At 61.8% G+C, this 26,201-nt stretch carries 25 protein-coding genes; 12 read left to right on the top strand and 13 right to left on the bottom strand.

Going from position 1 to position 26,201, the window contains the following annotated elements; translation table 11 throughout:
* Window positions 1-33 precede the first annotated feature (33 nt).
* A complete protein-coding gene (locus NLK60_RS14070; RefSeq protein WP_254808405.1) occupies window positions 34-2,211 on the bottom strand; it encodes an ATP-dependent DNA helicase in 2,178 nt (725 codons plus the stop codon).
* A gap of 81 nt (window positions 2,212-2,292) precedes the next feature.
* Here NLK60_RS14070 and NLK60_RS14065 point away from each other — a divergent pair, with 81 nt between their 5' ends.
* Window positions 2,293-2,814: a metallophosphoesterase gene (locus NLK60_RS14065; protein ID WP_254808404.1), complete on the top strand. Its 522-nt coding sequence runs from the start codon at window positions 2,293-2,295 to the stop codon at window positions 2,812-2,814.
* A 3-nt stretch (window positions 2,815-2,817) separates the two neighbouring features.
* Here the strand turns inward: NLK60_RS14065 and NLK60_RS14060 are convergent, their stop codons facing one another.
* Entirely contained in the window at window positions 2,818-3,843 is a 1,026-nt protein-coding gene (locus NLK60_RS14060; RefSeq protein WP_254808403.1) for a KaiC domain-containing protein, read from the bottom strand.
* Between the two features lie 421 nt (window positions 3,844-4,264).
* Here NLK60_RS14060 and NLK60_RS14055 point away from each other — a divergent pair, with 421 nt between their 5' ends.
* Window positions 4,265-5,095, top strand: a complete 831-nt coding sequence (locus NLK60_RS14055) for an NAD(+)/NADH kinase (protein ID WP_254808402.1) — start codon at window positions 4,265-4,267, stop codon at window positions 5,093-5,095.
* Between the two features lie 49 nt (window positions 5,096-5,144).
* Here NLK60_RS14055 and NLK60_RS14050 read toward each other — a convergent pair whose 3' ends face one another.
* Window positions 5,145-5,951: a DNA-directed RNA polymerase subunit epsilon gene (locus NLK60_RS14050; protein ID WP_254808401.1), complete on the bottom strand. Its 807-nt coding sequence runs from the start codon at window positions 5,949-5,951 to the stop codon at window positions 5,145-5,147.
* 377 nt (window positions 5,952-6,328) lie between these two features.
* Between NLK60_RS14050 and argS the strand changes: the two genes are divergently transcribed.
* Entirely contained in the window at window positions 6,329-8,098 is a 1,770-nt protein-coding gene (gene argS, locus NLK60_RS14045; protein ID WP_254808400.1) for an arginine--tRNA ligase, read from the top strand.
* A 138-nt stretch (window positions 8,099-8,236) separates the two neighbouring features.
* On the opposite strand, the gene NLK60_RS14040 is transcribed toward argS, so the two are convergent.
* Entirely contained in the window at window positions 8,237-8,905 is a 669-nt protein-coding gene (locus NLK60_RS14040) for a class I SAM-dependent methyltransferase (protein WP_254808399.1), read from the bottom strand.
* A 71-nt stretch (window positions 8,906-8,976) separates the two neighbouring features.
* Entirely contained in the window at window positions 8,977-10,185 is a 1,209-nt protein-coding gene (locus NLK60_RS14035; RefSeq protein WP_254808398.1) for a potassium channel family protein, read from the bottom strand.
* 275 nt (window positions 10,186-10,460) lie between these two features.
* Between NLK60_RS14035 and serS the strand changes: the two genes are divergently transcribed.
* The 4 genes from serS (at window position 10,461) to thrC (ending at window position 14,145) form a co-directional block, all read left to right on the top strand.
* Window positions 10,461-11,840, top strand: a complete 1,380-nt coding sequence (gene serS, locus NLK60_RS14030; RefSeq protein ID WP_254808397.1) for a serine--tRNA ligase — start codon at window positions 10,461-10,463, stop codon at window positions 11,838-11,840.
* A 42-nt stretch (window positions 11,841-11,882) separates the two neighbouring features.
* The gene (locus NLK60_RS14025; RefSeq protein WP_254808396.1) at window positions 11,883-12,125 is read left to right on the top strand and encodes a DUF8001 family protein; all 243 of its coding nucleotides are present in this window, start codon (window positions 11,883-11,885) and stop codon (window positions 12,123-12,125) included.
* 195 nt (window positions 12,126-12,320) lie between these two features.
* Window positions 12,321-12,707 (top strand): helix-turn-helix domain-containing protein, encoded by a 387-nt coding sequence (locus NLK60_RS14020; protein WP_254808395.1) that lies wholly within the window; start codon window positions 12,321-12,323, stop codon window positions 12,705-12,707.
* A 154-nt stretch (window positions 12,708-12,861) separates the two neighbouring features.
* Entirely contained in the window at window positions 12,862-14,145 is a 1,284-nt protein-coding gene (gene thrC, locus NLK60_RS14015; protein ID WP_254808394.1) for a threonine synthase, read from the top strand.
* A gap of 229 nt (window positions 14,146-14,374) precedes the next feature.
* Here the strand turns inward: thrC and NLK60_RS14010 are convergent, their stop codons facing one another.
* The gene (locus tag NLK60_RS14010) at window positions 14,375-15,301 is read right to left on the bottom strand and encodes an isoaspartyl peptidase/L-asparaginase (RefSeq protein WP_254808393.1); all 927 of its coding nucleotides are present in this window, start codon (window positions 15,299-15,301) and stop codon (window positions 14,375-14,377) included.
* Window positions 15,302-15,436: 135 nt separating this feature from the next.
* On the opposite strand from NLK60_RS14010, the gene NLK60_RS14005 reads away from it, so the two are divergent.
* Window positions 15,437-15,919 (top strand): redoxin domain-containing protein, encoded by a 483-nt coding sequence (locus NLK60_RS14005; RefSeq protein WP_254808392.1) that lies wholly within the window; start codon window positions 15,437-15,439, stop codon window positions 15,917-15,919.
* A 128-nt stretch (window positions 15,920-16,047) separates the two neighbouring features.
* Here the strand turns inward: NLK60_RS14005 and NLK60_RS14000 are convergent, their stop codons facing one another.
* Entirely contained in the window at window positions 16,048-16,563 is a 516-nt protein-coding gene (locus NLK60_RS14000) for a peptidylprolyl isomerase (RefSeq protein WP_254808391.1), read from the bottom strand.
* Window positions 16,564-16,928: 365 nt separating this feature from the next.
* On the opposite strand from NLK60_RS14000, the gene NLK60_RS13995 reads away from it, so the two are divergent.
* Together NLK60_RS13995 and NLK60_RS13990 are read left to right on the top strand one after the other, a co-directional pair.
* Complete coding sequence (locus NLK60_RS13995) at window positions 16,929-17,891, top strand: transcription initiation factor IIB (protein ID WP_254808390.1); 963 nt, start codon at window positions 16,929-16,931, stop codon at window positions 17,889-17,891.
* A gap of 179 nt (window positions 17,892-18,070) precedes the next feature.
* Window positions 18,071-18,322: a hypothetical protein gene (locus NLK60_RS13990; protein WP_254808389.1), complete on the top strand. Its 252-nt coding sequence runs from the start codon at window positions 18,071-18,073 to the stop codon at window positions 18,320-18,322.
* 123 nt (window positions 18,323-18,445) lie between these two features.
* Here the strand turns inward: NLK60_RS13990 and NLK60_RS13985 are convergent, their stop codons facing one another.
* Together NLK60_RS13985 and NLK60_RS13980 are read right to left on the bottom strand one after the other, a co-directional pair.
* Window positions 18,446-19,537, bottom strand: a complete 1,092-nt coding sequence (locus NLK60_RS13985; protein WP_254808388.1) for an anthranilate phosphoribosyltransferase — start codon at window positions 19,535-19,537, stop codon at window positions 18,446-18,448.
* A 222-nt stretch (window positions 19,538-19,759) separates the two neighbouring features.
* Window positions 19,760-20,206, bottom strand: coding sequence for a pyridoxamine 5'-phosphate oxidase family protein (locus tag NLK60_RS13980; protein ID WP_254808387.1), 447 nt, complete (start codon window positions 20,204-20,206; stop codon window positions 19,760-19,762).
* Between the two features lie 132 nt (window positions 20,207-20,338).
* Here NLK60_RS13980 and ahbB point away from each other — a divergent pair, with 132 nt between their 5' ends.
* Window positions 20,339-21,457, top strand: coding sequence for a siroheme decarboxylase subunit beta (gene ahbB / locus NLK60_RS13975; RefSeq protein ID WP_254808386.1), 1,119 nt, complete (start codon window positions 20,339-20,341; stop codon window positions 21,455-21,457).
* A 217-nt stretch (window positions 21,458-21,674) separates the two neighbouring features.
* Here the strand turns inward: ahbB and NLK60_RS13970 are convergent, their stop codons facing one another.
* The 3 genes from NLK60_RS13970 to NLK60_RS13960 all read right to left on the bottom strand — a co-directional run bounded on the left by NLK60_RS13970 (window position 21,675) and on the right by NLK60_RS13960 (window position 24,575).
* Window positions 21,675-21,935, bottom strand: a complete 261-nt coding sequence (locus tag NLK60_RS13970) for a DUF8006 family protein (protein WP_254808385.1) — start codon at window positions 21,933-21,935, stop codon at window positions 21,675-21,677.
* A gap of 30 nt (window positions 21,936-21,965) precedes the next feature.
* Window positions 21,966-23,651 carry a histidine kinase N-terminal 7TM domain-containing protein gene (locus NLK60_RS13965; protein WP_254808384.1) on the bottom strand — a complete coding sequence of 562 codons (1,686 nt, stop codon included), beginning with the start codon at window positions 23,649-23,651 and terminating at the stop codon, window positions 21,966-21,968.
* A gap of 123 nt (window positions 23,652-23,774) precedes the next feature.
* On the bottom strand, window positions 23,775-24,575 hold the full coding sequence (locus NLK60_RS13960; RefSeq protein WP_254808383.1) for an aldo/keto reductase: 801 nt from the start codon (window positions 24,573-24,575) through the stop codon (window positions 23,775-23,777).
* Window positions 24,576-24,668: 93 nt separating this feature from the next.
* Here NLK60_RS13960 and NLK60_RS13955 point away from each other — a divergent pair, with 93 nt between their 5' ends.
* Entirely contained in the window at window positions 24,669-25,094 is a 426-nt protein-coding gene (locus NLK60_RS13955) for a DUF3006 domain-containing protein (RefSeq protein WP_254808382.1), read from the top strand.
* 375 nt (window positions 25,095-25,469) lie between these two features.
* Here NLK60_RS13955 and hisH read toward each other — a convergent pair whose 3' ends face one another.
* Window positions 25,470-26,132, bottom strand: coding sequence for an imidazole glycerol phosphate synthase subunit HisH (gene hisH / locus NLK60_RS13950; protein ID WP_254808381.1), 663 nt, complete (start codon window positions 26,130-26,132; stop codon window positions 25,470-25,472).
* Window positions 26,133-26,201: the final 69 nt, after the last annotated feature.

Genomic DNA, 26,201 nt, shown 5'->3' with positions numbered 1-26,201 from the left:
ACCGCCCGAAGCCGGTTTGATGAGTGGGGGAGCTTACGGTACCGGCGGCTCGTCCGCGTACCGGTCGTGGTCGGCGTAGAAGTTGAGCATCGCAAACTTGAGTTTTTCCGGGTCGATATCGAGTAGTTCCTCGCGCTCTTCGTGGGGAAAGGTACCGTTGACGCTGTATTTCCCGAGGTCGGATTTCATCCGCCTCGAGTAGCGTCTATCGAGCAGGATTCTGACGCCGACGTCTTCGGGCGAGCGAATCACTCGGCCGAGCGCCTGGCGCGTCTTCCGCACGGTAGGGATTTCGACGGCGTACCGCCAGCCGGTATCGGTTCCCTCGAACGCACCGTCGTACGCCGCTTGCACGGCTTCGGCCCGGTCGTCCAGGTGCGGATACGGGACGCCGATGACCAACACGGTGTGTGCGTCGTCGCCATCGAAACTGACACCCTCCGCGAGGGTGCCCCACAGCGAGGTGAAACAGATCGCGTGGTCGTCGTCGACGAACGACTGGCGGAGATCCTCGGCGGCGACACCCGGTTCGTCCAGGTAGACCGACGCCTCAGTTCGCCCTTCGAGACGTTCGGCGTAGCGAGCTGCCTCGCCGTAGTTGGGGAAAAACGCGAGCGTGTTGCCGGGCGTCATCCGAACGGCGTCGTGGATGGCGTCGGCGACCGCCGACTGCACGTCGGGGTCGTCTCGAGCGGAGGCAAACAGTGCCGGCGTCTCGACGGCGTAGGTTCGTCGCCGCGTTTCGGGAAACTGCAACCCGTAGGCCATCGTGACGCACTCCTCGAGGCCGAGCACGTTTTCGGTCACCTCGAAGGGCTGGATCGTGGCGCTCATCAGGACGGTTCCGGCCACCTCCTCGAACAGCTGACCGGTCACGTGTCGCGGGAGACAGCTGTACAGTTCGGCGCGACCGTACACCTCGTCGGTCCCCGAATCCCGGCGGACCGAGACGACCGGATACAGTCCCTCGTCGTTTCCCTCGTCCATCCAGGCGCGGACGAACGCCGCCGCCTGGAGGGCCTGACACTCGGTTCGCGTCGCGGACTCACCTTCGCGATAGGCTTCCTCGTACTCCTCGTCGAGTTGCTGGCCGAGTTGTAACGCCGCCTCGAGGTCGCCGTCGATTCCCTGCCCGGAGTAAGCCTGTAAGAAGGCGAGGGTCAGTTCGTCGCGTCGGTCCTCGTTGCTGATAGGGACGTCTTCCCAGTTCTCGCCGACTCGTTCACGCCCGCCAAAGCCCAGGCCGTCCTCGTACGTGTCGACCAGCGCCGCTCGAAACGCCGCGATGACGTTTCGGGCATCCTCAGCGCGCGGGTCGCTCGTCTCGTTCAGCTCCTCGAGAGCGCTGTCGAACGTTCGTTCGGAGCACTCACGCGAGGCGTGGTCGCGGGCGGCGTCTTCGACGTTGTGGGCCTCGTCGAAGACGGTGATGACGTCTTCTGGATCACGACCGAGCCAGCGGAAAAACTGCTCGCGGATCATCGGGTCGAGCAGATGGTGGTAGTTACAGACGACCAGGTCGACGCCCTCGAGCCCTTCTTTCAACAGTTCGTAGCCACAGAGTTCCTGTCGGTCGGCGTGTTCGTAGATTTCCTCCGGCGTGCGGACGTCCTCGAACAGCCACTCGAAGAAGTTCTCGGTCGCCTCAGTATCGAGCAAGTTGTTCCTGTAGTACGAGCAGACGTTGGCGTCTTCGAGGTCGTCGATTCGGTCTTCGAGGCTCTCGAGTTCGTCCATCACGGCTGCTCGAGCATCAGCGGCCGAATCGCTGCCCTCCTGACTCGCTTCGAGCAGTTCCCGCTGTCGGGACTCGAGTTGGGCGTGGTCGCTTTCGGCGTCCACGAGCGCCCGGGTGTTATCCCGAAGCGCTTGACACTCTTCGTAACCGACGTCGATGTGACACATCGACGCTTTACCCTTGAAAACCACCGCACGAATCGGTTCCTCGCGAGTGATCGCACGGGCTTCGGCGATGAACTGGCGCATCTGCTGGTGGACGTTCGTCGAGATAACGACGGTTTTGTCCTGTTCGCAAGCCACCTCGAGGGCAGGGACCAGTGCGGAGAGCGTTTTTCCCGTCCCACAGGCCCCCTCGAAGAGAACGTTCTGTCCCCGAACGAGCGTGTTGTAGATCCGGTCCATCGCTTCCCGCTGGTTCTCGTATGGCTGCTCGTAGGGGAAAAACCGCAGATACGAAGCCAGTTCGGACACGCTCGATGATGGGTCCGCATCGGATAAAAGGATTCCCACGATTTCGAAAAGGTCGTAGCCCCCCAGAGTGTAGGGCCCGCCATGCTCGCGATCTTCTCTGATACACACAGCCCTAGAGGCCACGAACTCGAGGGCGCGGCACTGAACGCGGCCACCGAGGCCGAGGCCGTCATCCACGCCGGCGATTTTACCAGCCAGTCAGCCCTCGAGGCCTTCAAAGAACGGTGTCCCGTCTTTTATCCCGTCCACGGAAATGCCGACAACTACGACGTCATCGAGGCGTTACCCACGACCAGAACCGTCGAGTACGACGGCCTCACCATTGCGGTGACACACCGACGTGATGGCGGTGACACCGGCCTCGCGATGTTCGGTCGCGCCGGGAACGCGGATATCGTCGTCTTCGGGCATACCCATCGGCCCCGAATCCTCGACCTCGAGGACGTCGTCTTGCTCAACCCGGGCAGTCACACCCAACCGCGAGGGAACCGGCCGGGATTCGCCACGGTCGAACGGCTCGAAGGCGCGTTCGATATCCGACTTCGGACGCCCGCTGGAGAGCCCCTCGACTCGCTCACACTCGAAGGCGACCGACTCGAGTGAATATCAAAACAGGTTCGCTTGCTGGTAGACGGAGATTCCTTCCTCGGTGATCTCGTAGGGTTTTTTGTCTCGAGAGTGATTCGCATCCCGGATTTTCTGAATCTCGACTGCCATCCGTGTCTCTCTGAAATCGTCCGGCCGGACGTACTGCAAGACGAACACGGCGTCGGTCAGATACTCGACGATACCGTAGCGCGAGGCGTAGGGACTCGACTCTGAGGCCTCGCTGGTCAACAGCGAGGTGACACCAGCTTTCTTCAAACTCCGGGTGAAATCGTAGATCTCGTTGCGGCGTTTGGCCCGGTCGTCGTACATCATCTCGAGCAGGGAAACCGAATCGAGAACCAATCGACTCGCACCGAACTCCTCGATGAGGCGGGGCAGTTCGTTCCGGATAGACGTGAGACTGTTTGCCATCTCGATCGGGTCGATGTCGACGACGGCCAGTCGCTCCTCCTCGATGTACTCGTCGAACGGGAATCCCTTCTCCGTCGCACTGTTGATGACGCGACTGCGGCTTTCCTCGAGCGTGAAGTAGACGGCGCGTTCGCCCTGTGCGAGGCCGTGATTGAGAAACTGCAGGCCGAACGTCGTTTTGCCCGTCCCGGCCGACCCCATCGCGACGATCAAACTTCGCTCGGGGACTCCGCCGTGAATCATGCGATCGAGCCCGTCGATACCGAGGTCGATTCGGGGGAGGTTGGTCTCGAGTTCCGCGTCGAAATCCGACTCGCCCTGAGGGCCGAGGTCGAAATCGAGGGCTTCGAATCCGGCGATAGCGTCCCCCGAACCGTCAGCGTCGTCGAGGTCAGGCAGCTCCACACCCTCGAGTGCGCTGCCAAAGTCATCATCGAAGAGCGGCTCTGATGACGCACCCATGTCCCTCGTTTCGTCTTCGTCGGCAGCGTCACCCCGTTCTGTCTCCATCTCGGCATCAGTCGCGTCGGACTGTTCCACGTCGTCCTTCCCCTCGCTCGCCCCCTCTCCAATTGCCCGCTCGAACCAGTCCTCCTCGAGTTCCCGCGTCATGCGCTCACCCGAAGGGTTTCGACCAGTGGTCTACGCTCATCGCGGGGAACGGTGCGTTCTCGGGGGCGTATGCGCCGCGTTGTGTGCATTACTCCCGTGGCGCAGGGCAGTCGCATCGTTTGAAGGCGTCGCGTGGCGTGGTTCGGCCAGGTGAGGAAATCTCGATACATGAACTCACTCGAGGTTCGTATCGTGGCTCTCGGCGGGTGAATCGGCTCTTTCCAAGAGCACAGAAGTGAGCCTGGGGGCGATTGGTCGACGCGGTGAAACGGTGTAAGCGACATTACCGGCTGTCTACCAGCAACGAAACGTTCCACGACGATGAATGTTGTTGCCACGATACCGTGATGGGGAGTCTGGAACGAGTGGTCGAGGGCCACGGGAGGTGCCTTTTTGCGTCCTGCGAGATAACCGGCACGTGATGGCAGTCACCGTCGGTATCGTCGCACAGCGAGAGAACGAGCGAGCACAGCAACTCGCCGAGTCTCTCGTCGGACTGGTCGAGAAACGGGGAGACGACGTCCTCGTCGACAACGCAACCGCCGAAGCTATCGACTCGAGCGGGGTCCCGGTAGACGCGATGAACGGGTGTGCGTTCGTCGTCAGCATCGGCGGTGACGGCACGTTCCTGTTCGTCGCCCGCGAAGCCGGCGACACCCCACTGTTGGGCGTGAACCTCGGCGAAGTAGGCTTTCTCAACGCCGTCGCCCCGGCAAATGCCGTCGACGCGGTCGCTGCACTCCTCGAGGAAGTCCACACCCAGGGTGCCGTTTCGGGTCGCTCGGTGTCTCGACTGACGGCACGCGGGGAAAACTGGTGCCTCGAGCCAGCACTCAACGAAGTGGTCGTTCATGGTCCTCGCCGCGGACCGGCTGGCGGCCTAACCGTCGACATCGCCGTCGACGGCGAATCTTACGCCTCGAGCTGGGCTGATGGTGCCCTCGTCGCGACGTCGACGGGGTCGACGGCCTACAATTTGAGCGACGGCGGACCGCTCGTTCATCCGACGGTCGACGCGCTCGTCGTCACGCAAATGTGTGCAGCCGACGCGAGGCCGTCACTGATCGTCGACGGAGATAGCGAAATCACGTTCACCGTCTCCGACGCTGAAACGGCCTGGGCCATCAGCGACGGACGCAACCGCCAGCCGCTCGAGCCTGGCGAAACCGTGACCGTCACCCGAGCTGACAGCCCGATTACGCTGGCCGGACCCACGGTCGACTTCTTCGAGGCGCTCGAGAAACTCGAGTGACTGTTCGTCGAGACGGTATTACCGAGTGTCCGGGTGGTTCCAGGAATCGCTATGGAGCGTCGTCAACAGCGCCTCCGTCGTCCGATGAATCATCAGTATCCGGGGCACTATCGACCGGTGGCGACCCCACATCCTGCTCCTCGCGCGCTCGAGGCAGATTCGGATCACGGTTCGGTTCACGACCGAACGCCGGCTGGGCGTCCTCGAGTTGGCGTTTGACGATGCGACGAAGGCGATTCAGGTTCGTGGTGTCGAGGCCGTGGTGTGCCGCCAGTCGCTTGAACGGTTCCTCGTCGGTAATGTCGTGGGCACGGTACCGACCGAACAGTTCGTCCATCCGTTCCGGCGAGAGCGAACTCACGTCCAGATCCTCGAGGCCGAAATACGCCCGCCGGTCGCGGTCGACGACGTGACGGATGACGACGAGCGCGACGACAGGAATCGCTCGCTGGCTGCCGAACTCGCGGAGGTCGAGCACGTCCATCACGCCCAGTGCGCGGTCGCGTTGCCAGGGTGTCAGTTCGAGGGCGTTGCACAGCGCCTGCGTGGTTCGCAGGCGGTCGAGGTGGTGGGCACGCTCGGCGTAGCCGGGGGTCGCCGGATGTTGTTCGTCGTGAAGGCGGCGCACGCTGTCCGAGAGGTCGCCGTCGGGACGCTCCGGGCGACCGATGGTCGTCGCACTCGGGGTCTGGACACCCCAGCGCCGGACGGCACCGTCGCGCTGGTGGTCAGCCCGGGAGAGCGCCCCCGCACCGGGCCGGGTCTCGAGGCGAACCGGTTCGTCCGGCCGCTGTCGCACGGTCGGTCTCACAGGTGGCGATTGGGTGGGGGCGTCACTCGAGCGCTCGCGGGACATACGAACGACTCTAACGAGGACAGGGAAAAATCCTCGCTCGGGTTTCGATAGTCATCCTGGCGCTGTCGATATAGTGATTCTTGGAACTATCGAGACACTCGAGCGGAAGCGGGACAACTCGAGTGTCTCAGGACGTCCAGGAATCGGTCATACCAGTCGTCCACCGCCGCCACTGAACACGCTGTCGTTGCTGACCGCGACAGGGACGAGAGAAGAGATACTGCGCGCTCACTGGGAGCGATGGTGACTGGCCAAAATGCCCTTCATAGCTTCACCTTGTGACGAGAACGACTTAAACCAATGGTACACTGTGGCACACCCCTCGAGCGACGACCAAAACCCGACATCCCTTTACTCGAGCCCCGAAAACGGAGGGTATGTTCATCGCCCTGCGCGCGGAGGTCGAGGACGCCCTCGAAGGGGCACTCTCCTCACTCGACCTCCCCACCGACGACCTCGGAATTGAAGAACCACCCGAAGACGTTCCCGCAGTCCTGGCCTCGAGCGTCGCCTTCAGACTGGCCGGCGAACTGGGCGTGGCACCGCCACAGGCCGCCGTGCAGCTGGCTGGAGAAATCGACGTCGACGAACTCACCTACGTCACACAAATCGAGACACAGGGGCCGTACCTTAACTTCCTGCCGAGTGACGCCTACGCCGCGGAGACGGTCGCCGCCGGGGTCGACCCCGGGTACGGAGCCCTCCCCGACCGCGAGACGAGCGTCGTGGTCGAACACACCAGCGCGAACCCGACCGGTCCGGTCCACGTCGGCCGCGCTCGTAACCCGATCATCGGCGACGCCGTCTCAAACCTGCTCGAGATCGCCGGCTACGACGTCGACCGCCACTACTACGTCAACGACGCCGGTCGCCAGATGGCCGTCTTCACCTGGGCCTACGAAACCTTCGACGAGGCCGACCTCGACGACGACCCAGAGCGCGACCGAATCGAGTACGACCTCGTCCGGTACTACCGCAAGGGCAACGCCTTCCTCGAGGACGCCGACGACGACGCCGTCGAAGCCGCCGAGGCCGAAATCCAGTCCATCATGCAGGGTCTCGAGGCCGGCGACGAGGAGGCCTACGAACGCGTCAGCGAAGTGGTCGACCAGGTGCTGGGCGGGATGAAAGCCTGTCTCGCCCGGCTCCCCGCCGAGTTCGACGCGTTCGTCAAGGAGACGCAGTTCATGCGCGACGGCTCGACCGACGACGTCGTCGCCCGACTCAAGGAACTCGAGGGCGCGGTCTACGAGGAAGACGCCTGGCAACTCGAACTCGAGGAGCAGGGCATCGACAAGAATCTCGTCTTCTTGCGCTCGGACGATACCTCGCTGTACCCGACCCGCGACCTGACACACCACGAGTGGAAGTTCGACAACTACGACCGCGCGGTGACGGTCCTCGGCGAGGACCACAAACTGCAGGCCAGACAGCTTCGGGCGGCCCTCGAGTTGCTGGGCAACGACACCGACCAGCTTCGCCAAGTACTCTACTCCTACGTGAATCTGCCGGAGGGGAAGATGAGTACCCGCCGCGGGACCGGCATCGACCTGGACGACCTGCTGGACGAGGCCATCGACCGCGCCCGCGAGGAAGTCGAGAGCCGGCTGGACGACCGCATCCGTGACGACGACCTCGACGAGGACGATATCGAGCGTATCGCCCACCAGGTCGGCATCGGCGCGGTTCGCTACGACATCGTCTCCAAACAGCCCACGAAAGCAATCACGTTCGAGTGGGAGCAAGCGCTCAACTTCGAGGCTCAGTCAGCGCCGTACGTCCAGTACGTTCACGCCCGGTGTTGTGGCATCCTGGATGAGGCTGGGGTCGGCGTTGACGGCGACATGGAAACCGACGTGGACGCCAGCCTGCTCGAGACCGAGGCCGAACAACACCTCATCGAGACTATCGCTCGCTTCCCCGCCGTCATCGAGGAGGCCGCCGACGACTTAGAGCCCCACCAGGTTGCCACGTACACCCGCGAGTTCGCGGAGGCGTTCAACGGCTTCTACCGCGAGTGTCCCGTCCTCGCAGACGACGTCGATCAGGACGTTCGCGAAGCCCGCCTGGCGCTCGTGGCGGCCTCGAGGCACACCATCGCGAACGCGCTCGGCGTCCTCGGTGTCGCCGCTCCGGAGTCGATGTAGCCAGCCGAGATGTTTCGACGGTCATAGGGATCAGTGGAGTCACGACTGCCACTCGCTGATCCTATGTTAGACGATTGATGGTACAGTGTAACACTATTCCAACTCAAATTCACCGAACCCGCCCTTCCTCGAGCGAAGTTACCCTTCGAACGTGGCGGCCAAAAACGTCCACGGATAGTCGACCTCGTCTGGGTCGTCCGGATCGAGGGACACTTTCTCATCACCGTTGGATTCAACGTCCTGCGAGATGGCCCACCGTTCCGTGATCGAAAAGCCCGCGTCCTCGAGTTGCCTCCGGGTAGTCGACGCGCCGGCGATGTCCCACTCCATCTCGACGCCACTATCGAGCCAGTCGGGGTTCTCGCCCGCCCACTCGTTTGTCCCATCACAGACCAGGATTCGGCCACCGGGCGAAAGCACGCGAGCGCACTCTTCGAGCATCAGCGGCTGTGCCGCGTTCGGAACGTGAATCAGCGACCAGTAAGCGACGACGGCGTCGAAACTGCCGGCTTCGAACGGGAGGGCGGTCATATCGGCCTGAGCGAGCGCGCTCTCGGGGGCGTTTTGACTCGCCAATCGAAGCTGTTCGCGAGAGAAATCGAGGCCGACAGCCGTCGTCGACTCGGTTAGCCGGGCCAACACCGGGGTTCCCTGGCCACAGCCCGCGTCGAGGATGACCGTCGGCTCGTCGAGGCCGTCGATAAACTCCGTCAGAATCGCCAGACTGGGACCGTCTTCGGACCGCTGGGCGGCGTACACGTCGGCGAGGTCGTCGTAAGCCCGTCGAACCCGTTCGGGGGATACCATATTGGGTCGTCTCGAGGAACCCTAAATAGTGTTCGGTCAGTGTGCGTTACATCCGCACGGACCGAGAAAAATCAGGCTCGAGCCAGATCCTCGAACTCGGCGGCAGCCGTCCGAGTTCCTTTCGCGATGAGAACGTCACCAGCCGATGCGGTCTCGTCAGCATCTCCGACCAGCAACCAGCCCTCATCGGGGCGACGAATAGCGATGACCGACATCGTCGTCTCGGTGTCGGGAACGCCCTCGAGAATCGCCCGGCCGTCGAGTGTGCTGCCGGCTTCGACTTCGACACGAGAGATAATCTCGTCGCTCTCCTCGACGGCCATCCGAACGACCGGATGGACCTCGATGTCGCGCAAGACACCTTCGCTGATCCCGATTGCCGCGTCGCTGATGACCTCCGTCGCGCTGCCGAGGTGGATGAGTCCACGGAGCGTTACCGGGTCCTCGGCGTCTGCAGCCGCCTGGAGCGTCCATGCCTCGAATCGGGACTCGAGGGCGTCGACTTCGACCTCGAGGTTGCCGACCTCCTCGGCAAGCCCTTCACTGTCGAACAGCACGCTGCTGTAAGCGAGGTCGACGGCCAGTTCGGAGAGGTTTTTCATGTGGACGATGGTGTCGACGGCGCGCTCGAGGTCGGGGATGGGCTGTGCTTCGATAACTGGGGGCTCGTGGACCGTACCAGTCATTCCCTCGTACACCTCGTCGATACCGATATCCGGCCCGCGAAGGAACGCGACGTCGTCGGCTTCGATGGTCGTCTCCGGTCCGGGGTTGAGCAACCAGTCGTCACCGCGTCGCAGGGCGATAACTCGAACACCCGTTTCGGACTCGAGGTTGATGTCTTTGAGCGTGTGACCGGTGTAGTCCGATTCCGGGACGACGATGCCCCTGACGAGGGTTTCGACGGCCTCGGGGATAGCCGCGCGCATGGCTTCGGGCAGTCCGATATCCTCGAGGACCACTTTGGCGATGTCGCCGGCAGCGTCGCTGATCTGTCCCGCCGCGGCGACGATTCCGAGCACCGGCGCGAGTCGTTCGGCATCGTCGGGATTTCTGGCAGCCATCATGAGACTCATCCGGGCTCGCATCTCGAGGAGGTCCATACGCGCCTCGAGACGGACGACTTCCCTCGCGAGGTCCTCGTTTCGGTGAAGCACGGCAGAATACGCGAGATCGATCAACAGCTCTGCGGTGTCTTTCATTTCGATCAACACGTCCTTGACGCTGACCGGTTCGTACTCGATCGGCGTCGACGGTGCCTCGTCCGCGAGTGGGTCCATACCCGTACCCACCCACCCCGTGGAAAAAAACGTTTCCCGCTTGCCTGAGCGCTCCCGTCGTATTCCCAACCGTCGAGTGGTGCATCCGAATACCCGTATTCGGTTTTCACGAGTCCCTTCGGGTTTGGAGACCCCTATCGCCTCGTGGCCTGAACCGATAGCGGTTGTCGGCTTCGTGTTATGGGTTAGCGCTTGAGGAGGCACCGGCCTATCGAATGGCGACCACTGACACACATCCGACACGGTTTTTGCCCGCCACAGAGAACCCTCGGGCAATGATCGACCGGACGATACTACGCGAGAACCCCGAGCGGGTCCGTACCGCCCTCGAGAACCGAGGCGCGGACGTCGACCTCGAGCGGATTCTCGACGCCGACGAAGAGTGGCGCGAGTTGAAAGCCCGCGGTGACGACCTTCGACACCAGCGAAACGAAGTCAGCTCGAAAATCGGCGAGTTGAAACAGGCCGGGGAAGAGGAAGCCGCCCAGGAAGCCATCGAGCGCTCACAATCGCTCAAAACCGAGATCGAGGCGGTCGAAAGCCGAGCGAACGAACTCGAGGCCGAACTCGAGGAAGCCATGCTCGAACTTCCACAGCTCCCGGACGAGAGCGTGCCAGTCGGCGCGGACGAATCGGACAACGTCGAACATCGCCGCTGGGGCTTCGAGGACATCCGTGAGTTGCCGGATACCGTCGTCCCCCACTACGATCTCGGCGAGGAGCTCGACATCATCGACGAAGCTCGTGGCGCGAAGACCACCGGCGCTGGCTTTTATTTCCTCAAGGGAGACGGTGCACGACTCGAACACGCCCTCATCCAGTTCATGCTGGACGTCCACCGCGAACAGGAGTACGTCGACGTGCTCCCACCCGTTCCGGTCAAAAGCACGTCGATGCGCGGGACGGGACAGCTCCCGAAGTTCGCCGACGACGCCTATCGACTCGGCGGGAGTAACGAGGACGACTACGAGGACGACGACCTCTGGCTCTGTCCGACCGCAGAGGTACCCGTCACAAACATGTACGCCGAGGAAATCCTCCTGAAAGACGACCTCCCGCTGAAACACCAGGCGTACTCCCCGAACTTCCGTCGCGAGGCCGGCGAACACGGCACCGAAACGCGCGGTATCGTTCGCGTCCACCAGTTCAACAAGGTCGAACTCGTCAACTTCGTCGAACCGGAGACAAGCTTCGATCGCCTCGAGACCCTGCTCGGGGAGGCCGAAGAAGTCCTCAAACAGCTCGGGCTCCCATACCGCATCCTCGAACTCTGCACCGGCGACCTGACGTTCGCGAGTGCGAAGACCTACGACATCGAGGTGTGGGCCCCCGCCGACGATATGGACGACGGCCCCGACGAAGGCGGCCGCTGGCTCGAGGTCTCGAGTGCTTCGAATTTCAAGGCGTTCCAGGCCCGCCGTGCCGGGCTTCGCTACCGGCCCGAGCGCCACGAATCGGCGGAGTACCTCCACACGCTCAACGCTTCGGGGCTTGCGTTGCCCCGCGTGATGGTGGCAGTCCTCGAGTACTACCAGAACGAGGACGGGACGGTGACGGTTCCCGAAGCGCTCCGCCCGTACATGGACGGACAGGAACTGATCGACGGGCACAGCAAGGTCGGCGAAAGCGCGCTGGGTGCCGGCGAACGCGAGTAACGGGAACGAAGTTACTTTTTTCACCGGGCAAAAGAGGTGACAATGGGAGCTCCACTGTACATCTCGGCCGGCGACCTCACGACTGATGCGATTCTGGAGGCGATGCACGAGGGACGGCGTATCGTCGTCACCGTCGAAACCATGGGCAACGAACACGACGTGACGCTTCGATACGACGACGGTATCTACTACTGTGACACGCCAACGCGACTGCACCGACACGACCGTCCGGACGAGATGCGAACGTGTATTCGAAAGATGGGGTACGCGGCCGAAGAAGCCTGACCGATGGCGAGTGGTGGGCACGTTATCGCACTCGAGACAGTTCGGTTTTGTGTGACTGTATATCGGTTTCACGGGTCGAGTCCGACTCTCCAGGGCCGAGGCGGCAGAACTCGGCCAGTACACATCGTGACGACTACGGCACCGGCTCGGGGGGTGGAGTTTTGAGACCGGCACTCCAATAGCGAGCCAGCACCGATGTCTGAGAAACCACAACACCGACTCGGGGAGTTGATGGAGCAATCGAACCCGCCGTTCCGGAACGTCCTGAGCTGTGTCTTCGGGATCGAAGATCACGAGACGCGAACCTATCTCGTTTTGCTCGACTATCCGGGCAGTACCATCGAAGAACTGGCGTCGGTACTCGAGCGCGACCGGAGTACGGTCAACCGCTCGCTATCGACGTTAGTCGACCGCGGCCTCGCCACCCGCGACCGTCGGCTGCTCGACGGCGGTGGCTACATCTACCAGTACACGGCTATCGCCTTGCCCGAGGCGAAGACGATGTTACACGAGGCACTGGACGCCTGGACCGAACAGGTTCACGGCGTGATCGACGAGTTCGACGGTTCTACAGCAAATTAACGAGCGTTCGGCCCAAGACCTACCGAACCTCCAAGCACTCGAGGTCGGTTCGAATGTCCCCTGCACTCGAGGTCGGCGCGCTCGATATCGAGTCTGCTGGCAACATCCACGACAACCACCCCACTTTTGGCTCTGCCTCCCCTCCCGGCGGATAATGAGTCAGCCCGATCGTTCCCCATCCCCGCTCGCCCTCACTGGAGAGTCCCAGCCAGCACCCGCCGCTGCCGTCGACGGCACCTGGCTCGAGTGTATCGAGTGTGGCGAGACCTTCGCTCCCTTCGAATCCGTCCGGTACACCTGTGATGCCTGTGACGGCTTGCTCGAGGTCCGGTACGACGAGTTACCGACCTTCGATGACTTCTCGGGCACCGGCGTCTGGCGCTACGCCGACGCGCTGCCCCTCGAGGAAGGCGTCACCACCCAGGAGGGCGACACACCGCTGTACCGGGTGCCCCGCCTCGAGACTGACATCGGCGTCGAAGCCCTCCGAATCAAACACGAGGGGATGAATCCGACGGGGAGTTTCAAAGACCGCGGGATGACCGTCGGCGTGGCCGTCGCCCGCGAACTCGGCGTCGACCGACTCGCCTGTGCATCGACCGGAAACACGAGCGCCGCCCTGGCCGCCTACGGCTCGCGCGGTGGGATGGAGACGCTCGTGTTGTTGCCAGCGGGCAAGGTCGCCGCCGGCAAAATCGCTCAGGCCAGCTTACACGGCGCGCGCATCCTCGAGGTGGACGGCAACTTCGACCGCTGTCTCGACATCGTACAGGAACTGGCCGGCCGCGGCGAAGTCTACTTGCTCAACTCGCTGAATCCGTTCCGACTCGAGGGTCAGAAGACCATCGGCCTCGAAATCCTCGAGGGGTTCCGAGACGATTACGGAGCCTGGCCGGATCGCATCGTCCTTCCCGTGGGCAACGCTGGTAACACCTCGGCGCTGTACAAAGCCTTCCGCGAACTGGTGCAGGCGGGCGAGTTGACGCCGGAGGAGGTCCCCAAACTGACCGGCGTCCAGGCCGAGGGGGCGGCCCCGATGGTCGAAGCCGTCGAGAACGGGGCCGACGAAGTTCGGCGCTGGGAGTCAGTCGAGACGAAAGCCACGGCGATTCGAATCGGAAACCCGGTCAACGCACCGAAAGCGTTGCCCGGCATCCGCGAAACCGGCGGGACGGCGATCGCCGTCTCCGACGAGGAGATTACGACCGCCCAGCGCGACCTCGCCGAGGAAGGGATCGGCGTCGAACCCGCCTCCGCGGCGTCCGTCGCCGGCCTCCGGAAACTCCGCGAGCAGGGAGTCGTGAGTAGTGACGAGCGCGTCGCCTGCCTGACCACCGGCCACCTGCTCAAAGACCCCGACGCGGCCGCCGCCGCGGGCCGTGACCCCGAACCGGTCCCCGCCGACACCGACGGCGTGCTCGAGGTACTGCACGAGTAAAACCACAATTCGCGTGCAGAAACGACAGAAAGTGTGCCGAGTCCGTAGCCAGCACCTCAGTAGTGATATAATAGCTCAACGATATTGTGTAGCTATTAATTTAGTTGTGTTTTTAGACCAAAATAATACAGTATCGGGAGTAAATACCACAAAAGTTATAGTATATGCTACAACAGCTATATCAATTCGACAATGCCTGTAGCACAAGGAAACCGCTCGAGGAAGCCGTTCACTCGGTCAACTCGAGGTCGGTGGTGTCGTATCGTGCCGTCTGCATCCCATCGCTGTTGAACGCCGACCCCAATCGCCCGCTCGAGTCGATGGCGATGACGCCCGCGCTCGAGCCAGTCAACTCGCCGAATTCCTCGATGGCGAGGTCCGCTGCCGCCCCCGCATCCAGCCCTCGCTCGACGTGACGAGCGACGCGCCTCGAGAGGGTCACTCGAGCGATGTCTTCGCCCGCACCGGTCGCACTCACACCCGCGGCCGGACAGCAATAGAAGCCGGAGCCGACCTGTGGCACGTCGCCGACGCGGCCGGCCAGGGCGAGCCAGCGACCGCCCGTCGAGGTCGCCGCCGCGAGCGACTCGCCGTCGAAGGCGACCGCGCCCACGGTGTCGTGGTCGTGTTCGTCACCCACACCGTCGGACTCCTCGTCCCGGCCATCAGGGTCGCTCCGGCCGTACTGGTCACGAATCCACTCGAGTTGGGTCTCAACGTCGCCCTCGGGTACCTCGAGGTCGGCCCACTGCTCTCGAGTGCGATCCGACCAGAGATCGACCGCCGTCTCGACCCCGTACGCCTCGGCGAGCGCGACGGCGTGTTCCCCCGAGACGAACCCGTGTGGCGTCTCTTCCATCACTACCCGCGCGACGCTGACGGCGTGTTCGACACCTGGCATCGAGCACGCCGCGCCGACCGACCGGTCGTCGGTCATGATCGACGCGTCCGTCCTGACAACCCCGTCGCTCTGGACCGCACCGCCGACGCCCGCATTGAACCGGGGTGACGATTCGAGGACGTGAATCGCGGCCTCGACGGCGTCGACCGGTGTCTCGGCCGTCCCACCCGCGTTCGCCGCCTCGTCGAGGACGGCCTGTCGTGGTTCGGGTTCATCCGGCGTGCTCCCAGCGCCTCCGTGGACGATTACCTGCATACTCGAGGCACGTCACGGGGCCACCATGAGCGTATCGAAGGCGCTCGCTGGAGGGGCCACGCTCACGCGTCTGAAACGCAGAAAAACTGTTGCCGGGGACCGGAAAGCTAAGCCGGGGGCCGCCCGTTAGGCCGTATGGTTTCGATTGGCGACCGCGCACCCGACTTTACGCTCCCGAAAGCCGGTGGGACCACTTACAACGACATCACCGAGTTCACCCTCTCTGACGCCCTCGAAGACGGGCCAGTCGTGCTCGCGTTCTATCCAGCCGCGTTCACCAGCGGCTGTACCGACGAGATGTGTGCCTTTCGGGATTCGATGGACGCGTTCGAGGAGCTCGAGGCGCAGGTGTACGGCATCAGCGTCGACCTCCCGTTCGCCCAGAACGTCTGGATCGAACAGGAAGATCTGAACTTCCCGATACTGGCCGACTGGAACCACGAGGTAATCCACAAGTACGACGTTGTCAGACCCGACCTGTACGGCTCCATCGAGGCTGCGAGGCGGAGCATTTTCGTCCTCGACGCCGACGGTTTCGTCACCCACAAGTGGGTCCGCTCCGGCGAGAATCCGGACTTCGACGACCTCGTCGACGGCCTGCTCGAGCATCTCTCCTGAGTCCTGAAAATCGATGACGGCTCGAGGCGGCTGTCTGCTGGTCTCGAGACACGGTGTTCCTCCGGTCGCAATACGAGATGTCTCTCCGTACTCTCGAGACGTTTCGGGAAAACGCGCTGACGGGGATTCTAGCGGTCGACGGAGACCGACTCGAGGACGACATCCTGCAGCGGCTTGTCGTTGCCGTCGGTGTCGACGGAGCCGATTTCTCGAACGACGTCCATGCCGTCGGTGACTTCACCGAAGACGGAGTGACGGCCGTCGAGGTGCGGGGTCGCATCGAGCGTGATGAAAAACTGCGAGCCGTTAGTGTTGGGGCCGGCGTTGGCCATCGAGAGGGTTCCGGGGCCATCGTGGCTCAGGTCGTCGTGGAACTCGTCGTCGAAGGTGTACCCAGGGCCGCCGCGGCCGGTGCCTGTCGGATCGCCACATTGGATCATGAAGCCCTCGATGATCCGGTGGAAGATGACGTCGTCGTACAGCGGTCGGTCGGTCACGCGCTCGCCAGTCTCCGGGTCCGTCCACTCGCGCTCGCCCGTTGCGAGCCCGAGGAAGTTGCCGACCGTCCGTGGTACTTTCTCCTCGAACAGTTCGACCGTGATATCTCCCTCGCTCGTGTGCAGCGTCGCTGTGGGATTTGCCATACTGCGCCCGACGGGCGGGGAGGTGAAAACAGTGGTGGTCTCGAGACTACGAGGTCGACAGGGATCCCACTCGACCGACAACCACTCCCAGCCCTGGGCGGTGGCTCGAGCGAGAGAGGAGAAACCAATAATGGTTACTCTAAAAGTCTTGCACCAATTTTAACAACTGATAACACTTACATATCTGGCGTTGGAATGACTTGGTATGAGTTACCTTACGTCTGACGTGTACTCCGGAAGATTTCGAGAGGGGCGGTGCCAACCACGAACCCAGATAGTCGTCAGTACTGGTTGCTGGCGATCATCGAGCGGGCCACCGAAAGCAGGTGTTGAAAGGATGTGTTCGAACGGAGAGGTGGTATTTGATGCGTGAGCGTCGGTCTGTACACGGTAGGCAAGAACGAACCAAGCCATCACAGGCAAACCTGGCTGTCAGCTGTTCGGAATGTGGCGGGCCGATCGTTCACGATCCGGACGAAGCAGATCTGGTGTGTGCGGATTGTGGTCTCATCGTCGCCGAACAGGAAATCGATGCAGGACCCGAATGGCGCGCTTACACTGCTGACGAGCGTGAACAGAAATCCCGAACCGGTGCACCAACCACACAACGGATGCACGACAACGGGCTCTCGACGACGATCGGGTGGAAAAACAAAGACGTCTATGGGCAAACGATTACAGGTGAAAAGCGCCAACAGTTGGCCCGGCTTCGGACGTGGGATGAACGGTTTCGAACCCGAGATTCCCGTGATCGCAACCTCAAACAGGCGCTGGGCGAGATCGATCGAATGTCATCCGCATTGGGCATCCCGGAGCAAGCTCGAGAAGTGGCGAGTGTCCTGTATCGGCAAGCGCTGGACAACGAACTCCTCCCCGGACGATCGATCGAAGGGATGGCAACAGCGTCGCTCTATGCGGCCTCCCGACTCGAAGGAATTCCCCGTCCAATCGACGAAGTTGCCGCAGTGAGTCGAGTCGATGATCTGAAAATCAAACGGGCCTATCGATACCTGTCTCGTGAACTCGAACTCGAAATTCCGCCAACGAGCCCACTGGAGTACCTGACACGATTGGGATCTGAAATTTCCTGTACGACCGAAACCGAACGGCGGGCAAAGGAGTTGCTCGAAAACGCGATCGAACACGGCGTTCACAGCGGGAAAGATCCCGTCGGTGTTGCAGCGAGCGCCCTGTACGCAGCCGGTCGCTTGACGAACGATCACGTAACGCAGTCCGTCGTATCGGAAGCCGCAAACGTGAGCGAGGTAACCATTCGAAGCCGATATCGCGAAATACTCGACGCCGGAACCGAGGAGGAGAGTGCGTGAATGAAAGCAAACGGGTGACCTGCTTTGCCTGCGGTCATTCCTATCGGTATCTCGGTCGAGGCCGCCATCCAGGTCGGTGTCCGCGCTGTTCGTCCCACTGTGTGAGTCAGGCTGGAAAGTTGTTGTGTGTCGCCGACGTCGATATCGCTGCACCCCATCAGCCTCCCCAGGTGACAGTGATGGCGATTGATGAACGGTATCGCCACTTCCTCTATCATTTCACAACCGATGGCACTCGAGCCGTCCTGGACACCGTACAGGTAGAAGGGCACCTCGTCCGAGCCGAAGACGTCCCGCACTCGATTCCCGTTCCAGCCCCAGTCAGGGACAGCCTCGCTCAATATGGGACGTGCCTCCCGAAAGATGATGCTGCCCGCGGGAAGCGACGACGTGACCGGAGAGCGCAGCACCTCGAGGACCGGGATGGGTAACAACCAGAGAAAGTGAGCGAGGAGCGGTTCCGTCAGTGGTTCGTCGCGCCTGAACGGGTGAGACGGAGCGATTGTGGTTGCCAGATTCGACGCAGGCGTCAACGCCTGGTGGAGTACGGGTGGTTAAAACGCCCGCAGATCCTCGAGGACCGCTTCGCCACTCCCGTCAGCGATGACGTCTCGAGCGCGCTCGAGGCCCGCCTCGAGATCGGCGACGTCGTCACGAGCGAACATTCGGAAGGCGGCGTTGAGGGCGACTGCGTCGGCGAAGTGGTCGTCGCGCTCGCCAGCCAGAACGGCCTCGGTAATCGCCGCGGAGTCGGCCGTCACGTCCTCGACCGCCAGATCCTCGCTTTCCATGTCCATGCCGTACTCGGCCGTTTCGATTTCGAAGTCGTCGAAGTCACCACTCGCCCCTTCCGAGGCCCGTGGCGCCTCGCACCAGTCTGCGACTTTGGTGTAACCGGGACGGATATCGTCGTAGCCTTCCATCCCCTGGAACATCAGGACGCGGCTGTAACTGAGTGCCTCGCTCTCGGCGACGAGGTCACACATTTTCTTCGCGAACGCGAGGTGGTAGAACGAGCCGAGGTGGACGTCGGCGTTGGCCGGATTGGCGACGGTCTCGATTGTGTTGACGAACGTTCGAACGCCCATCTGGTCGCGTCGGTCGTACAGCGCGTGGATACCGGGATTGAAATTCGGCTGGTAGTAGAAGCCGAAGCCGGTTTCGTCGACCATCCGCGCCGACGATTCGGGCTCGAGTTCCGTCCGAACGCCGAGTTCGTCGAGGACGTGTTTGTACGCCGTCGCCTTCTGGGTCGGGACGCGGTCGCCCGAGTGCGTCACGACGGGAGTGCCCGCTGCGGCGGCGACGACGCCCGAGGCCACGCCGAGGACGGCTGAAGTGTGTTTGCCGTCGTAGTTCGCGCCACAGTCGACGGGGTCACAGTCGGGTTCGGCCGTGACGACGCTCTCTTCTCGCATGACGTCCGAAAACGCCGCCAGTTCCTCGGGCGTGTTCTTCTTCCACCGGTTTGCCAGCCAGAACGCGCCGAGCGTGGTGTGATCCGGCTTGCCGGCCAGAATACGCCCGAACGCCTCTCGAGCCTGTTCGCGGTTCATGTCGTCGGCCGATTTCGGGCCGGAGCCGACGAGTTCAGTCAGCAGGCGTTTCAGCGGCCACTCGCCGAATTCCTGGGTAGCCTGGGCCATATCACGGGGTTGGGACGGACGGGCCAAAAGCGTCCCGTTTGCGGTGAGGGAAATAACAGAGACTCCTCGCTACGCAGCCGACACGCGTGGCGGTAACGCGCCGATCGAGTGTGCTAACGAGTTCGTTCCAATCACGCGATGCATCCGGTTTGGTGCACCTTTTGACCAATGATTGCCCGTACCGGGTCGACACTCACCGGGAAGAAACGTCGGTAAATCGTCTCACAGCGAGGTGCTGGCCTCGTGGCGACCCGTACACTCCGTCGGATCGAGTCGACAGAAGCTAAAGTCGATTTCGCGCGGGTGCGTCCCGAAGATGTCGATCAACGGGATTTCGACCCGTTCGAGGGCGTCCAACGATTCCGTGGCGACATCCTCGTGTTCGATGTCCTCGAGGCGACCCTTCGCGATGATACTCCACCAGCCGTCGTCGACGTCGTAGGTGACGAACGACACCGCGTGACCGTCGAACTCGTCGGCGGGCCACTCCGAACTCGTCGCGAGTCGAAAGTAAAAGTTCGACGTCACGGCGTCGTAGCCGTACGAAACCGGAATCGTCCGCGGCGGTTCGTCACCCTCGGTCGAAAACGACAGGACGCCGGTTCCGCCGTTATCGAGCAGCGATGCACGCTCCGATTCGTCCAGTGTCACGACTTCAATTCGGGTCATAGCTATCGGTTCATTCGTACTGCATGGGGATAATCCCCCTGTCGAATTCGTCGTTGGTGATCGCGTTCGAGTACATGACCAACCGATGCAAAACCCGAAAGGGATAGGTAGGGACCGTCCCTAGCCCCGATAATGAGTTCCCGGACGCGGTCGGACCCAGGCGACTGGCGCGAGGGTATCGACGCGATCGACGCCGCGATCATCGACGGTTACCAGAGCGGCTTTCCGATCGAGGAACGTCCGTTTCGTGCGCTTGGTGAAGCCCTCGAGATCGAGGAAGACGACGCCCTCGAGCGCGTACAACGGCTTCGAGAGCAGGGCGTCTTTCGGCGGTTCGGTGCCGTCCTCAACCCGCCAGTGATCGGGTCGTCGACGCTAGCGGCCGTCAAAGCCCCCGAGGACCGCTTCGACGACATCGCCGAGGTTATCAACGGATACCAGCAGGTCAACCACAACTACGCTCGAGATCACGAGTGGAACATGTGGTTCGTCGTAACCGCTGGCTCTCGAGAGACGCGCGACGACATCATCGCCGAAATCGAGGCCGAAACCGGCTGTACCGTCCTCGTGCTCCCGATGCTCACCGACTACTACATCGACCTCGAGTTCCCGGTCGTCAACAGCGACAGTTTCGCCCGCGAGGGCACGGATCGACGATCCACAGAACACGAAGGCGGCGACGCCACGACCCTCCAAGGCGGCACCGACGCCTCGGCAACCCGCATCAGCGAGGACGCCGCCGGTGACCTCTCGGCATTCGACGCCGCGCTCTTACTCGAGATTCAAGACGGATTCCCACTCACGAAGACACCCTATCGAGACGTGGCTGATTCCCTCGAGAGTCGCCTCTCCGAGTCGGTCGAGGTGGGCAGGGTGATCGAAGCCATCACCAGTCTCCAAGACGACGGCTGTATCAAACGCATCGGCTGTATCGTCAATCACGTGGTCACCGGCTTCGACGCGAACTGCATGGTCGTCTGGGACGTCCCCGACGAGAAACTCGACGAGTGGGGCGAGCGGGTCGGTTCGTTACCGTACGTCACGCTGTGTTATCACCGGCCCCGTCGACCCGACCTCGAGTGGCCCTACAACCTGTTTACGATGATCCACGGCCGCGATGAGGCCGCTGTCGACGAGAAAATCGATGAACTGGCTGGCGAGTATCTCCCGGTTACCCACGAGCGACTGTATTCGACGGCCACGTTGAAACAGACCGGCGCTCGGTACGAGAATCTGGTGGGTGACGACTGATAGCGACTGATCGAGTGATGGCTGATAGCGACTGATCGGGCGACGACTGATAGCGGTTACTGTAGTCACTCGAGCGCAGACGGTATTGCTCGAGGGTATCGAGTAACGTGCGCTGCAAAGGGCGTCCGTTGTCGATCGAACCGGCTATCGATCCGACTCCGAGCGCGAGAGAGAGAGAATACGGCGACTTCGAGAAGCGAGAAGCTGAGCGCGTGCGTTATCGGCCGATGAAATACAGCATCGGACCGACCATCACCAGCGCGACGCCGATCAGCCGGAAGATAACCATGTCGCCGGTGGTGCTAACGGGCGTCAACACGAACAGTGAGCCAACCAGCATCAGATTCAGCCCCATGATTTTCATCGACTTCAGCGGCAGCGTCCCGAGAATCGCCAGCACGAGCAGCCCGATGAGCGCGTGTCCCATGTGCAACTCGAGCATGATGTTGTCGATTGTCTGGAGAGGTACCTCGATCATTCCTGTGGATAACTCCCCGCGAATCGGCCTTTAATACTTCGATTCGAGTGTTGACTCCGTTTCGACGCCGATAATCTCGAACCGTGCCCCACCGCCGACACCACGAGTGGCTTCGATTGCCCACCCGTGGGCGTCGACGATATCTCGAACGATGGCCAATCCGAATCCGGTGCCCGCTTTCCGTGTCGAATATCCTGTTTCGAAGACCGTTTCGAGCGCGTCGTCGTCGATACCGGGGCCGTCATCCTCGACGAAAAACCCGTTCTCGAGCAACCCAACGTCGACGACCACCGACCCCTCGCTGTGATCGCAGGCGTTTCGAAACAGATTGTCGAGGGCCTGTCGAAGCCGTTTTCGGTCAGCCAGAATAACGGCATCCGCCTGAAGCCGGACCTCGAGGTCGTGTTCGGAAAGGGCGTCTGCAGCGCCACGAACGACCGACTCGAGTGATATCGGCTGCGGGTCTGTCACCGTCTGCCCCTGCTGTGAAAGAGTGAGTAAATCTTCCAGAAACGTACTCATGTGGGAAACAGTCTCGTGTATTTCGTCGAAGTGTTGTGGCTCCCCAGTCTCCTCGGCCAGCCTCGCGTAGCCATCGATGATCGTCAGCGGATTGCGAAGGTCGTGAGAAACGCCTCTGGCGAAGGCGTCGAGGCGTTCGTTTTGCCGGATAAGTTGCTGTCGCTGTTGCTCGAGGACGGTCACGTCCTGGAACACGATGACCCATCCGTAGGTGGCGTCAGCGTTCGCGAGGCGCGATCTGGTCAACTGGACCACTCGATCGTTTCCGTCAGATTCCGTTACCTGCATCGAAACCGGCTCACCCGACGCCAACCGTTCGTAGGAGGGGAGCACAGATTCGGCGTCGAGACCAACGACAGGCGTACGATCCCCGAGTAGCCGTTTGGCTGCAGGGTTCAGATCGACCACGCGTTCGGCCGTGTCGAGAATCACGATACCGTCTTCCATCTGTGCCATCGCGACATCCCAGCCTATCGGTTGCAAATCCAACAGCCGGTACCGGACGACAGCAATCCCGAACAGAACCGACGAGAGGGCGAGTGAGACGGGCGTGAGGTTGATACCGACAATTCCCAGGGGCGGGAGATCCAACACGGTCAGTACGTTTACCACGAACGGCACGCTCGCACCGGTCATGAGCAAGAGACCCTGACGTTTGATCGGTCCCGGCGAACGAACCGTGTCGAATACGATCAGTGCAAGCCCAGCCAGCAACAGAACGTACGAATAGCCCAAAAACAGGAGATATAACGGCCCAGTCGTCACGGAAAGGACGGTTATCGATCCCTGCATCTCGAGCGTGACATCCGTCAACGCCAGCGAATACGGGTTCGTTGGAATCGCGATCAACAGCGACAACGGAACGACGAGCAGTCCGGCGACGATTGGCTTCGTCAACCAGTCGTCCCTCCCAGTGTACGTCATCGCGAATGCAAACCACGCCGGCGGGACGAGAACGCCACCAACGTGTAAGAGACTGTAGACGATGAGCTTACCCTCGAGAGTCGGTATCGCGAGTTGAAATCCGTAGCTCACCGCCCAGACGGCGACGGCAGCCGACAGCACGATGAACGTCGTGACGTAGGGCTTCGGGCCGTCGCTTCGACGTATTCTGAGTCCGTACAGCGCCCACAATAGCGAGGTACCGCCCGCCAGAAAGAGCAACAGGCTATACGGCGTCGACTGCCACTCCATGGAAGATACACATGCTATACGGACACATTCTATATATCATGTTTGGATGAAGAGCTGTCATTTCACTGTCTCAACTCGCACCATATCCGAACGAAGCCAGTCTCGAGAGACGCCAGGCAACGCTCACTGATTCCAGGCAGCCGCCTCGGGGTCGATGAGTCGTTCACCCCGGTCCAGCCCTTCGATGGCCTCGAGTTCGGCCTCCGTAAGTTCGATCTCGGACGCCGTGAAATTCTCCTCGATGTGTGCCCCCGTCGCTTTCGGAATGGGGACGACGCCTTCTCGAGCGTGCTGCCAGGCGAGTGCGATCTGGAACGGCGTCGCTCCATGGGTTGCAGCAATCTTTCTAAGCGTGTCGATATCGGCCACCGACCCCTGTGCGACCGGGCAGTACGCGACCGTCGTAATGTCGTGTTCGCGCCCGTAGTCGACCAGTTCGGGCTGCTGAAGTCGGGGGTGCAGTTCCACCTGATTGGCCACGATGGGTGCCTCGAGAATCGAACGGGCCTCCTCGAGTAACTCGATCGTAAAGTTGCTCACGCCGACGTGCCGTGTCAGTCCCCGGTCGACCACCTCGTCCATCGCGGGCAACGTTTCCGCAGAGTCGTAGGCGTCGGTCGGCCAGTGGACGTACAGCAAGTCGACGCTTTCGACGCCGAGTCGTTCGAGGCTCACCTCCGTCGACTCGAGGACGTCTTCGTACGCGAGGTTCGAGGGGTGTACTTTCGTCGCCAAAAAGACGTCGTCGCGGTCGAGGTCCACGCGTTCGAGGGCCTCGCCGACCAGTTCTTCGTTGTCGTACATCTGTGCCGTATCGACGTGTCGATAGCCAACCTCGAGGGCGCGTTCGACGCTTTCGACGCACGTGTCGTCGTCGTGACCGGAGGTGCCGAATCCGGGCTGTGGGATACCGTTGACTGCCATAGGTGGTTCGAGTACGTCCGGTTACTCGAGCCCCCGGGAACCGGCAATCGAGTGAGGTCGGATTTTAAATGCGATAGGGCGGCCAGAGCGTCCATGGCACGACAGCCACTGACGACGCGACGAACCGCACTCGGAACCCTCGCCACCCTCGTAACCGGTCTCGGGTTCGCCGGTGCCACGGGCGCTACCCGAGACGACACCGAGAACCCTGACACGACAGCGAGTAACCACGCATCGTCGGCGGGAAGTGATCTATCTGCTATCGACATCGACGATCACCTGCCCGCCACTCCCTACGAGACCTACATCGGCACTGTCGATCGAATCGTCGACGGTCGCCACGTCGTCATCCTGCTCGAGGAAGGTGGACAAACCGTCGACCAACTGGTCGTCGAACGTGACCGCCTCCCGAACGTGGCAGAACGCGATCACCTCCTCGTGCTCGTCAACGAGGGCAAGTTCGTCGCTGGCTGGCCACTTCCCAACAGGGTCGTTCGGGCGATCAGGGCACATCGATAATTTGGAACCCGTACTGTGACCTGATCGCTGAAACGACCACGGAATAGCTCGTTGACGCATACCCATGGGTCACGGACGACTCACTCGAGCGCGGAATCGTCCAAAACGGGTTCGTCGACGTCTACAACAAGCAGTGTCCGTACGACGTCGAAACACACATTCGGCCCAGAGTTGAAGCCCCGAGAAACTCGATCGGTGTCGAGAACGACTCGACCTCGAGAGAGAAATCCCACGACTGCAGTCGTTTGAGAAGGCCAAGCAAACGCTTTCAGCTGATACGGTCTGCTGTAACGTTTTCTCGGCGATTGCCGACCCGGTATTGGTAATCACCGGTAAGAGACGGCGGCAGACCCGATGATTCACTGCCTCGAGAGACTACGCTGTGTCCGCACAGATTTCGACGAAGTTTCGCAGAATCCGGAGTCCCGTCTCACCGCTCTTTTCTGGATGGAACTGCGTCCCGAAGACGTTGCCCGCCTCGTTTGCGACGATGGAAGGGAACTGACGGTCGTAGTCGGTCGTCGCGACCGTCGCAGCCTCGTCGTCAGGAACCGCGTAATACGAGTGGACGAAGTAGGCATGTTCCCCATCGACACCCTCGACCAGTGGATGATCGCGTTCGACCGCGAGTTCGTTCCAGCCCATGTGTGGCACCTTTTGCCCTTCGGCGAAGCGGACGTTCGTCCCCGGAATCAGATCGAGGCCGGTCACTGCGGCGTCGCCCGCCGTTTCGGCCTCCTCGGAGGTCGTCAACAGCATCTGCATTCCAAGACAGATACCGAAGAGCGGTTGGCCGCGCTCGGCGACCGCCAGCAGATCCTCGCGGAGTGGGTCGGCGTTTTCGACCCCCTCGCGAAAGGCCCCGACGCCCGGCAGGACGACGCCGTCTGCCGCACGGAAGTCATCGGGGTCTTCGGTAATTTCGACGCTCGCACCGGCGCGCTCGAGGCCGCGAGTGACGCTGCGGAGGTTCCCAAGCCCGTAGTCGACGATGGCGACGGACGCCAGTTCCTGTTCGGAAACAGCCGTAGGTTCCATACTCGAGGCTGTGCGTTCGAGGGGTAAGTCAATTACTACCGTCACAAGCGTCGCAAAAACGGGAGAAGA

This window comes from Natronosalvus amylolyticus, from assembly GCF_024298845.1.
GTDB lineage: Archaea > Halobacteriota > Halobacteria > Halobacteriales > Natrialbaceae > Natronosalvus > Natronosalvus amylolyticus.
This window is presented reverse-complemented; position numbering and strand designations above follow the sequence as displayed.

Excerpts from the sequence above, each read along its gene's own strand:
- NLK60_RS14065 (WP_254808404.1), top strand. The coding sequence starts at position 2,293 with ATGCTCGCGATCTTCTCTGATACACACAGCCCTAGAGGCCACGAACTC.
- hisH (WP_254808381.1), bottom strand. The coding sequence starts at position 26,132 with ATGGAACCTACGGCTGTTTCCGAACAGGAACTGGCGTCCGTCGCCATC.
- NLK60_RS13980 (WP_254808387.1), bottom strand. The coding sequence starts at position 20,206 with ATGACCCGAATTGAAGTCGTGACACTGGACGAATCGGAGCGTGCATCG.
- NLK60_RS13965 (WP_254808384.1), bottom strand. The coding sequence starts at position 23,651 with ATGGAGTGGCAGTCGACGCCGTATAGCCTGTTGCTCTTTCTGGCGGGC.
- NLK60_RS13985 (WP_254808388.1), bottom strand. The coding sequence starts at position 19,537 with ATGGCCCAGGCTACCCAGGAATTCGGCGAGTGGCCGCTGAAACGCCTG.
- NLK60_RS14060 (WP_254808403.1), bottom strand. The coding sequence starts at position 3,843 with ATGACGCGGGAACTCGAGGAGGACTGGTTCGAGCGGGCAATTGGAGAG.
- NLK60_RS14035 (WP_254808398.1), bottom strand. The coding sequence starts at position 10,185 with ATGGACCCACTCGCGGACGAGGCACCGTCGACGCCGATCGAGTACGAA.
- NLK60_RS14025 (WP_254808396.1), top strand. The coding sequence starts at position 11,883 with ATGGGAGCTCCACTGTACATCTCGGCCGGCGACCTCACGACTGATGCG.
- NLK60_RS13960 (WP_254808383.1), bottom strand. The coding sequence starts at position 24,575 with ATGGCAGTCAACGGTATCCCACAGCCCGGATTCGGCACCTCCGGTCAC.
- NLK60_RS13995 (WP_254808390.1), top strand. The coding sequence starts at position 16,929 with ATGCGTGAGCGTCGGTCTGTACACGGTAGGCAAGAACGAACCAAGCCA.
- NLK60_RS14050 (WP_254808401.1), bottom strand. The coding sequence starts at position 5,951 with ATGTCCCGCGAGCGCTCGAGTGACGCCCCCACCCAATCGCCACCTGTG.
- thrC (WP_254808394.1), top strand. The coding sequence starts at position 12,862 with ATGAGTCAGCCCGATCGTTCCCCATCCCCGCTCGCCCTCACTGGAGAG.
- NLK60_RS14005 (WP_254808392.1), top strand. The coding sequence starts at position 15,437 with ATGGTTTCGATTGGCGACCGCGCACCCGACTTTACGCTCCCGAAAGCC.
- NLK60_RS14020 (WP_254808395.1), top strand. The coding sequence starts at position 12,321 with ATGTCTGAGAAACCACAACACCGACTCGGGGAGTTGATGGAGCAATCG.
- argS (WP_254808400.1), top strand. The coding sequence starts at position 6,329 with ATGTTCATCGCCCTGCGCGCGGAGGTCGAGGACGCCCTCGAAGGGGCA.
- NLK60_RS14000 (WP_254808391.1), bottom strand. The coding sequence starts at position 16,563 with ATGGCAAATCCCACAGCGACGCTGCACACGAGCGAGGGAGATATCACG.
- NLK60_RS13970 (WP_254808385.1), bottom strand. The coding sequence starts at position 21,935 with ATGATCGAGGTACCTCTCCAGACAATCGACAACATCATGCTCGAGTTG.
- serS (WP_254808397.1), top strand. The coding sequence starts at position 10,461 with ATGATCGACCGGACGATACTACGCGAGAACCCCGAGCGGGTCCGTACC.
- NLK60_RS13990 (WP_254808389.1), top strand. The coding sequence starts at position 18,071 with ATGGCGATTGATGAACGGTATCGCCACTTCCTCTATCATTTCACAACC.
- NLK60_RS14010 (WP_254808393.1), bottom strand. The coding sequence starts at position 15,301 with ATGCAGGTAATCGTCCACGGAGGCGCTGGGAGCACGCCGGATGAACCC.
- ahbB (WP_254808386.1), top strand. The coding sequence starts at position 20,339 with ATGAGTTCCCGGACGCGGTCGGACCCAGGCGACTGGCGCGAGGGTATC.
- NLK60_RS14055 (WP_254808402.1), top strand. The coding sequence starts at position 4,265 with ATGGCAGTCACCGTCGGTATCGTCGCACAGCGAGAGAACGAGCGAGCA.
- NLK60_RS13955 (WP_254808382.1), top strand. The coding sequence starts at position 24,669 with ATGGCACGACAGCCACTGACGACGCGACGAACCGCACTCGGAACCCTC.
- NLK60_RS14040 (WP_254808399.1), bottom strand. The coding sequence starts at position 8,905 with ATGGTATCCCCCGAACGGGTTCGACGGGCTTACGACGACCTCGCCGAC.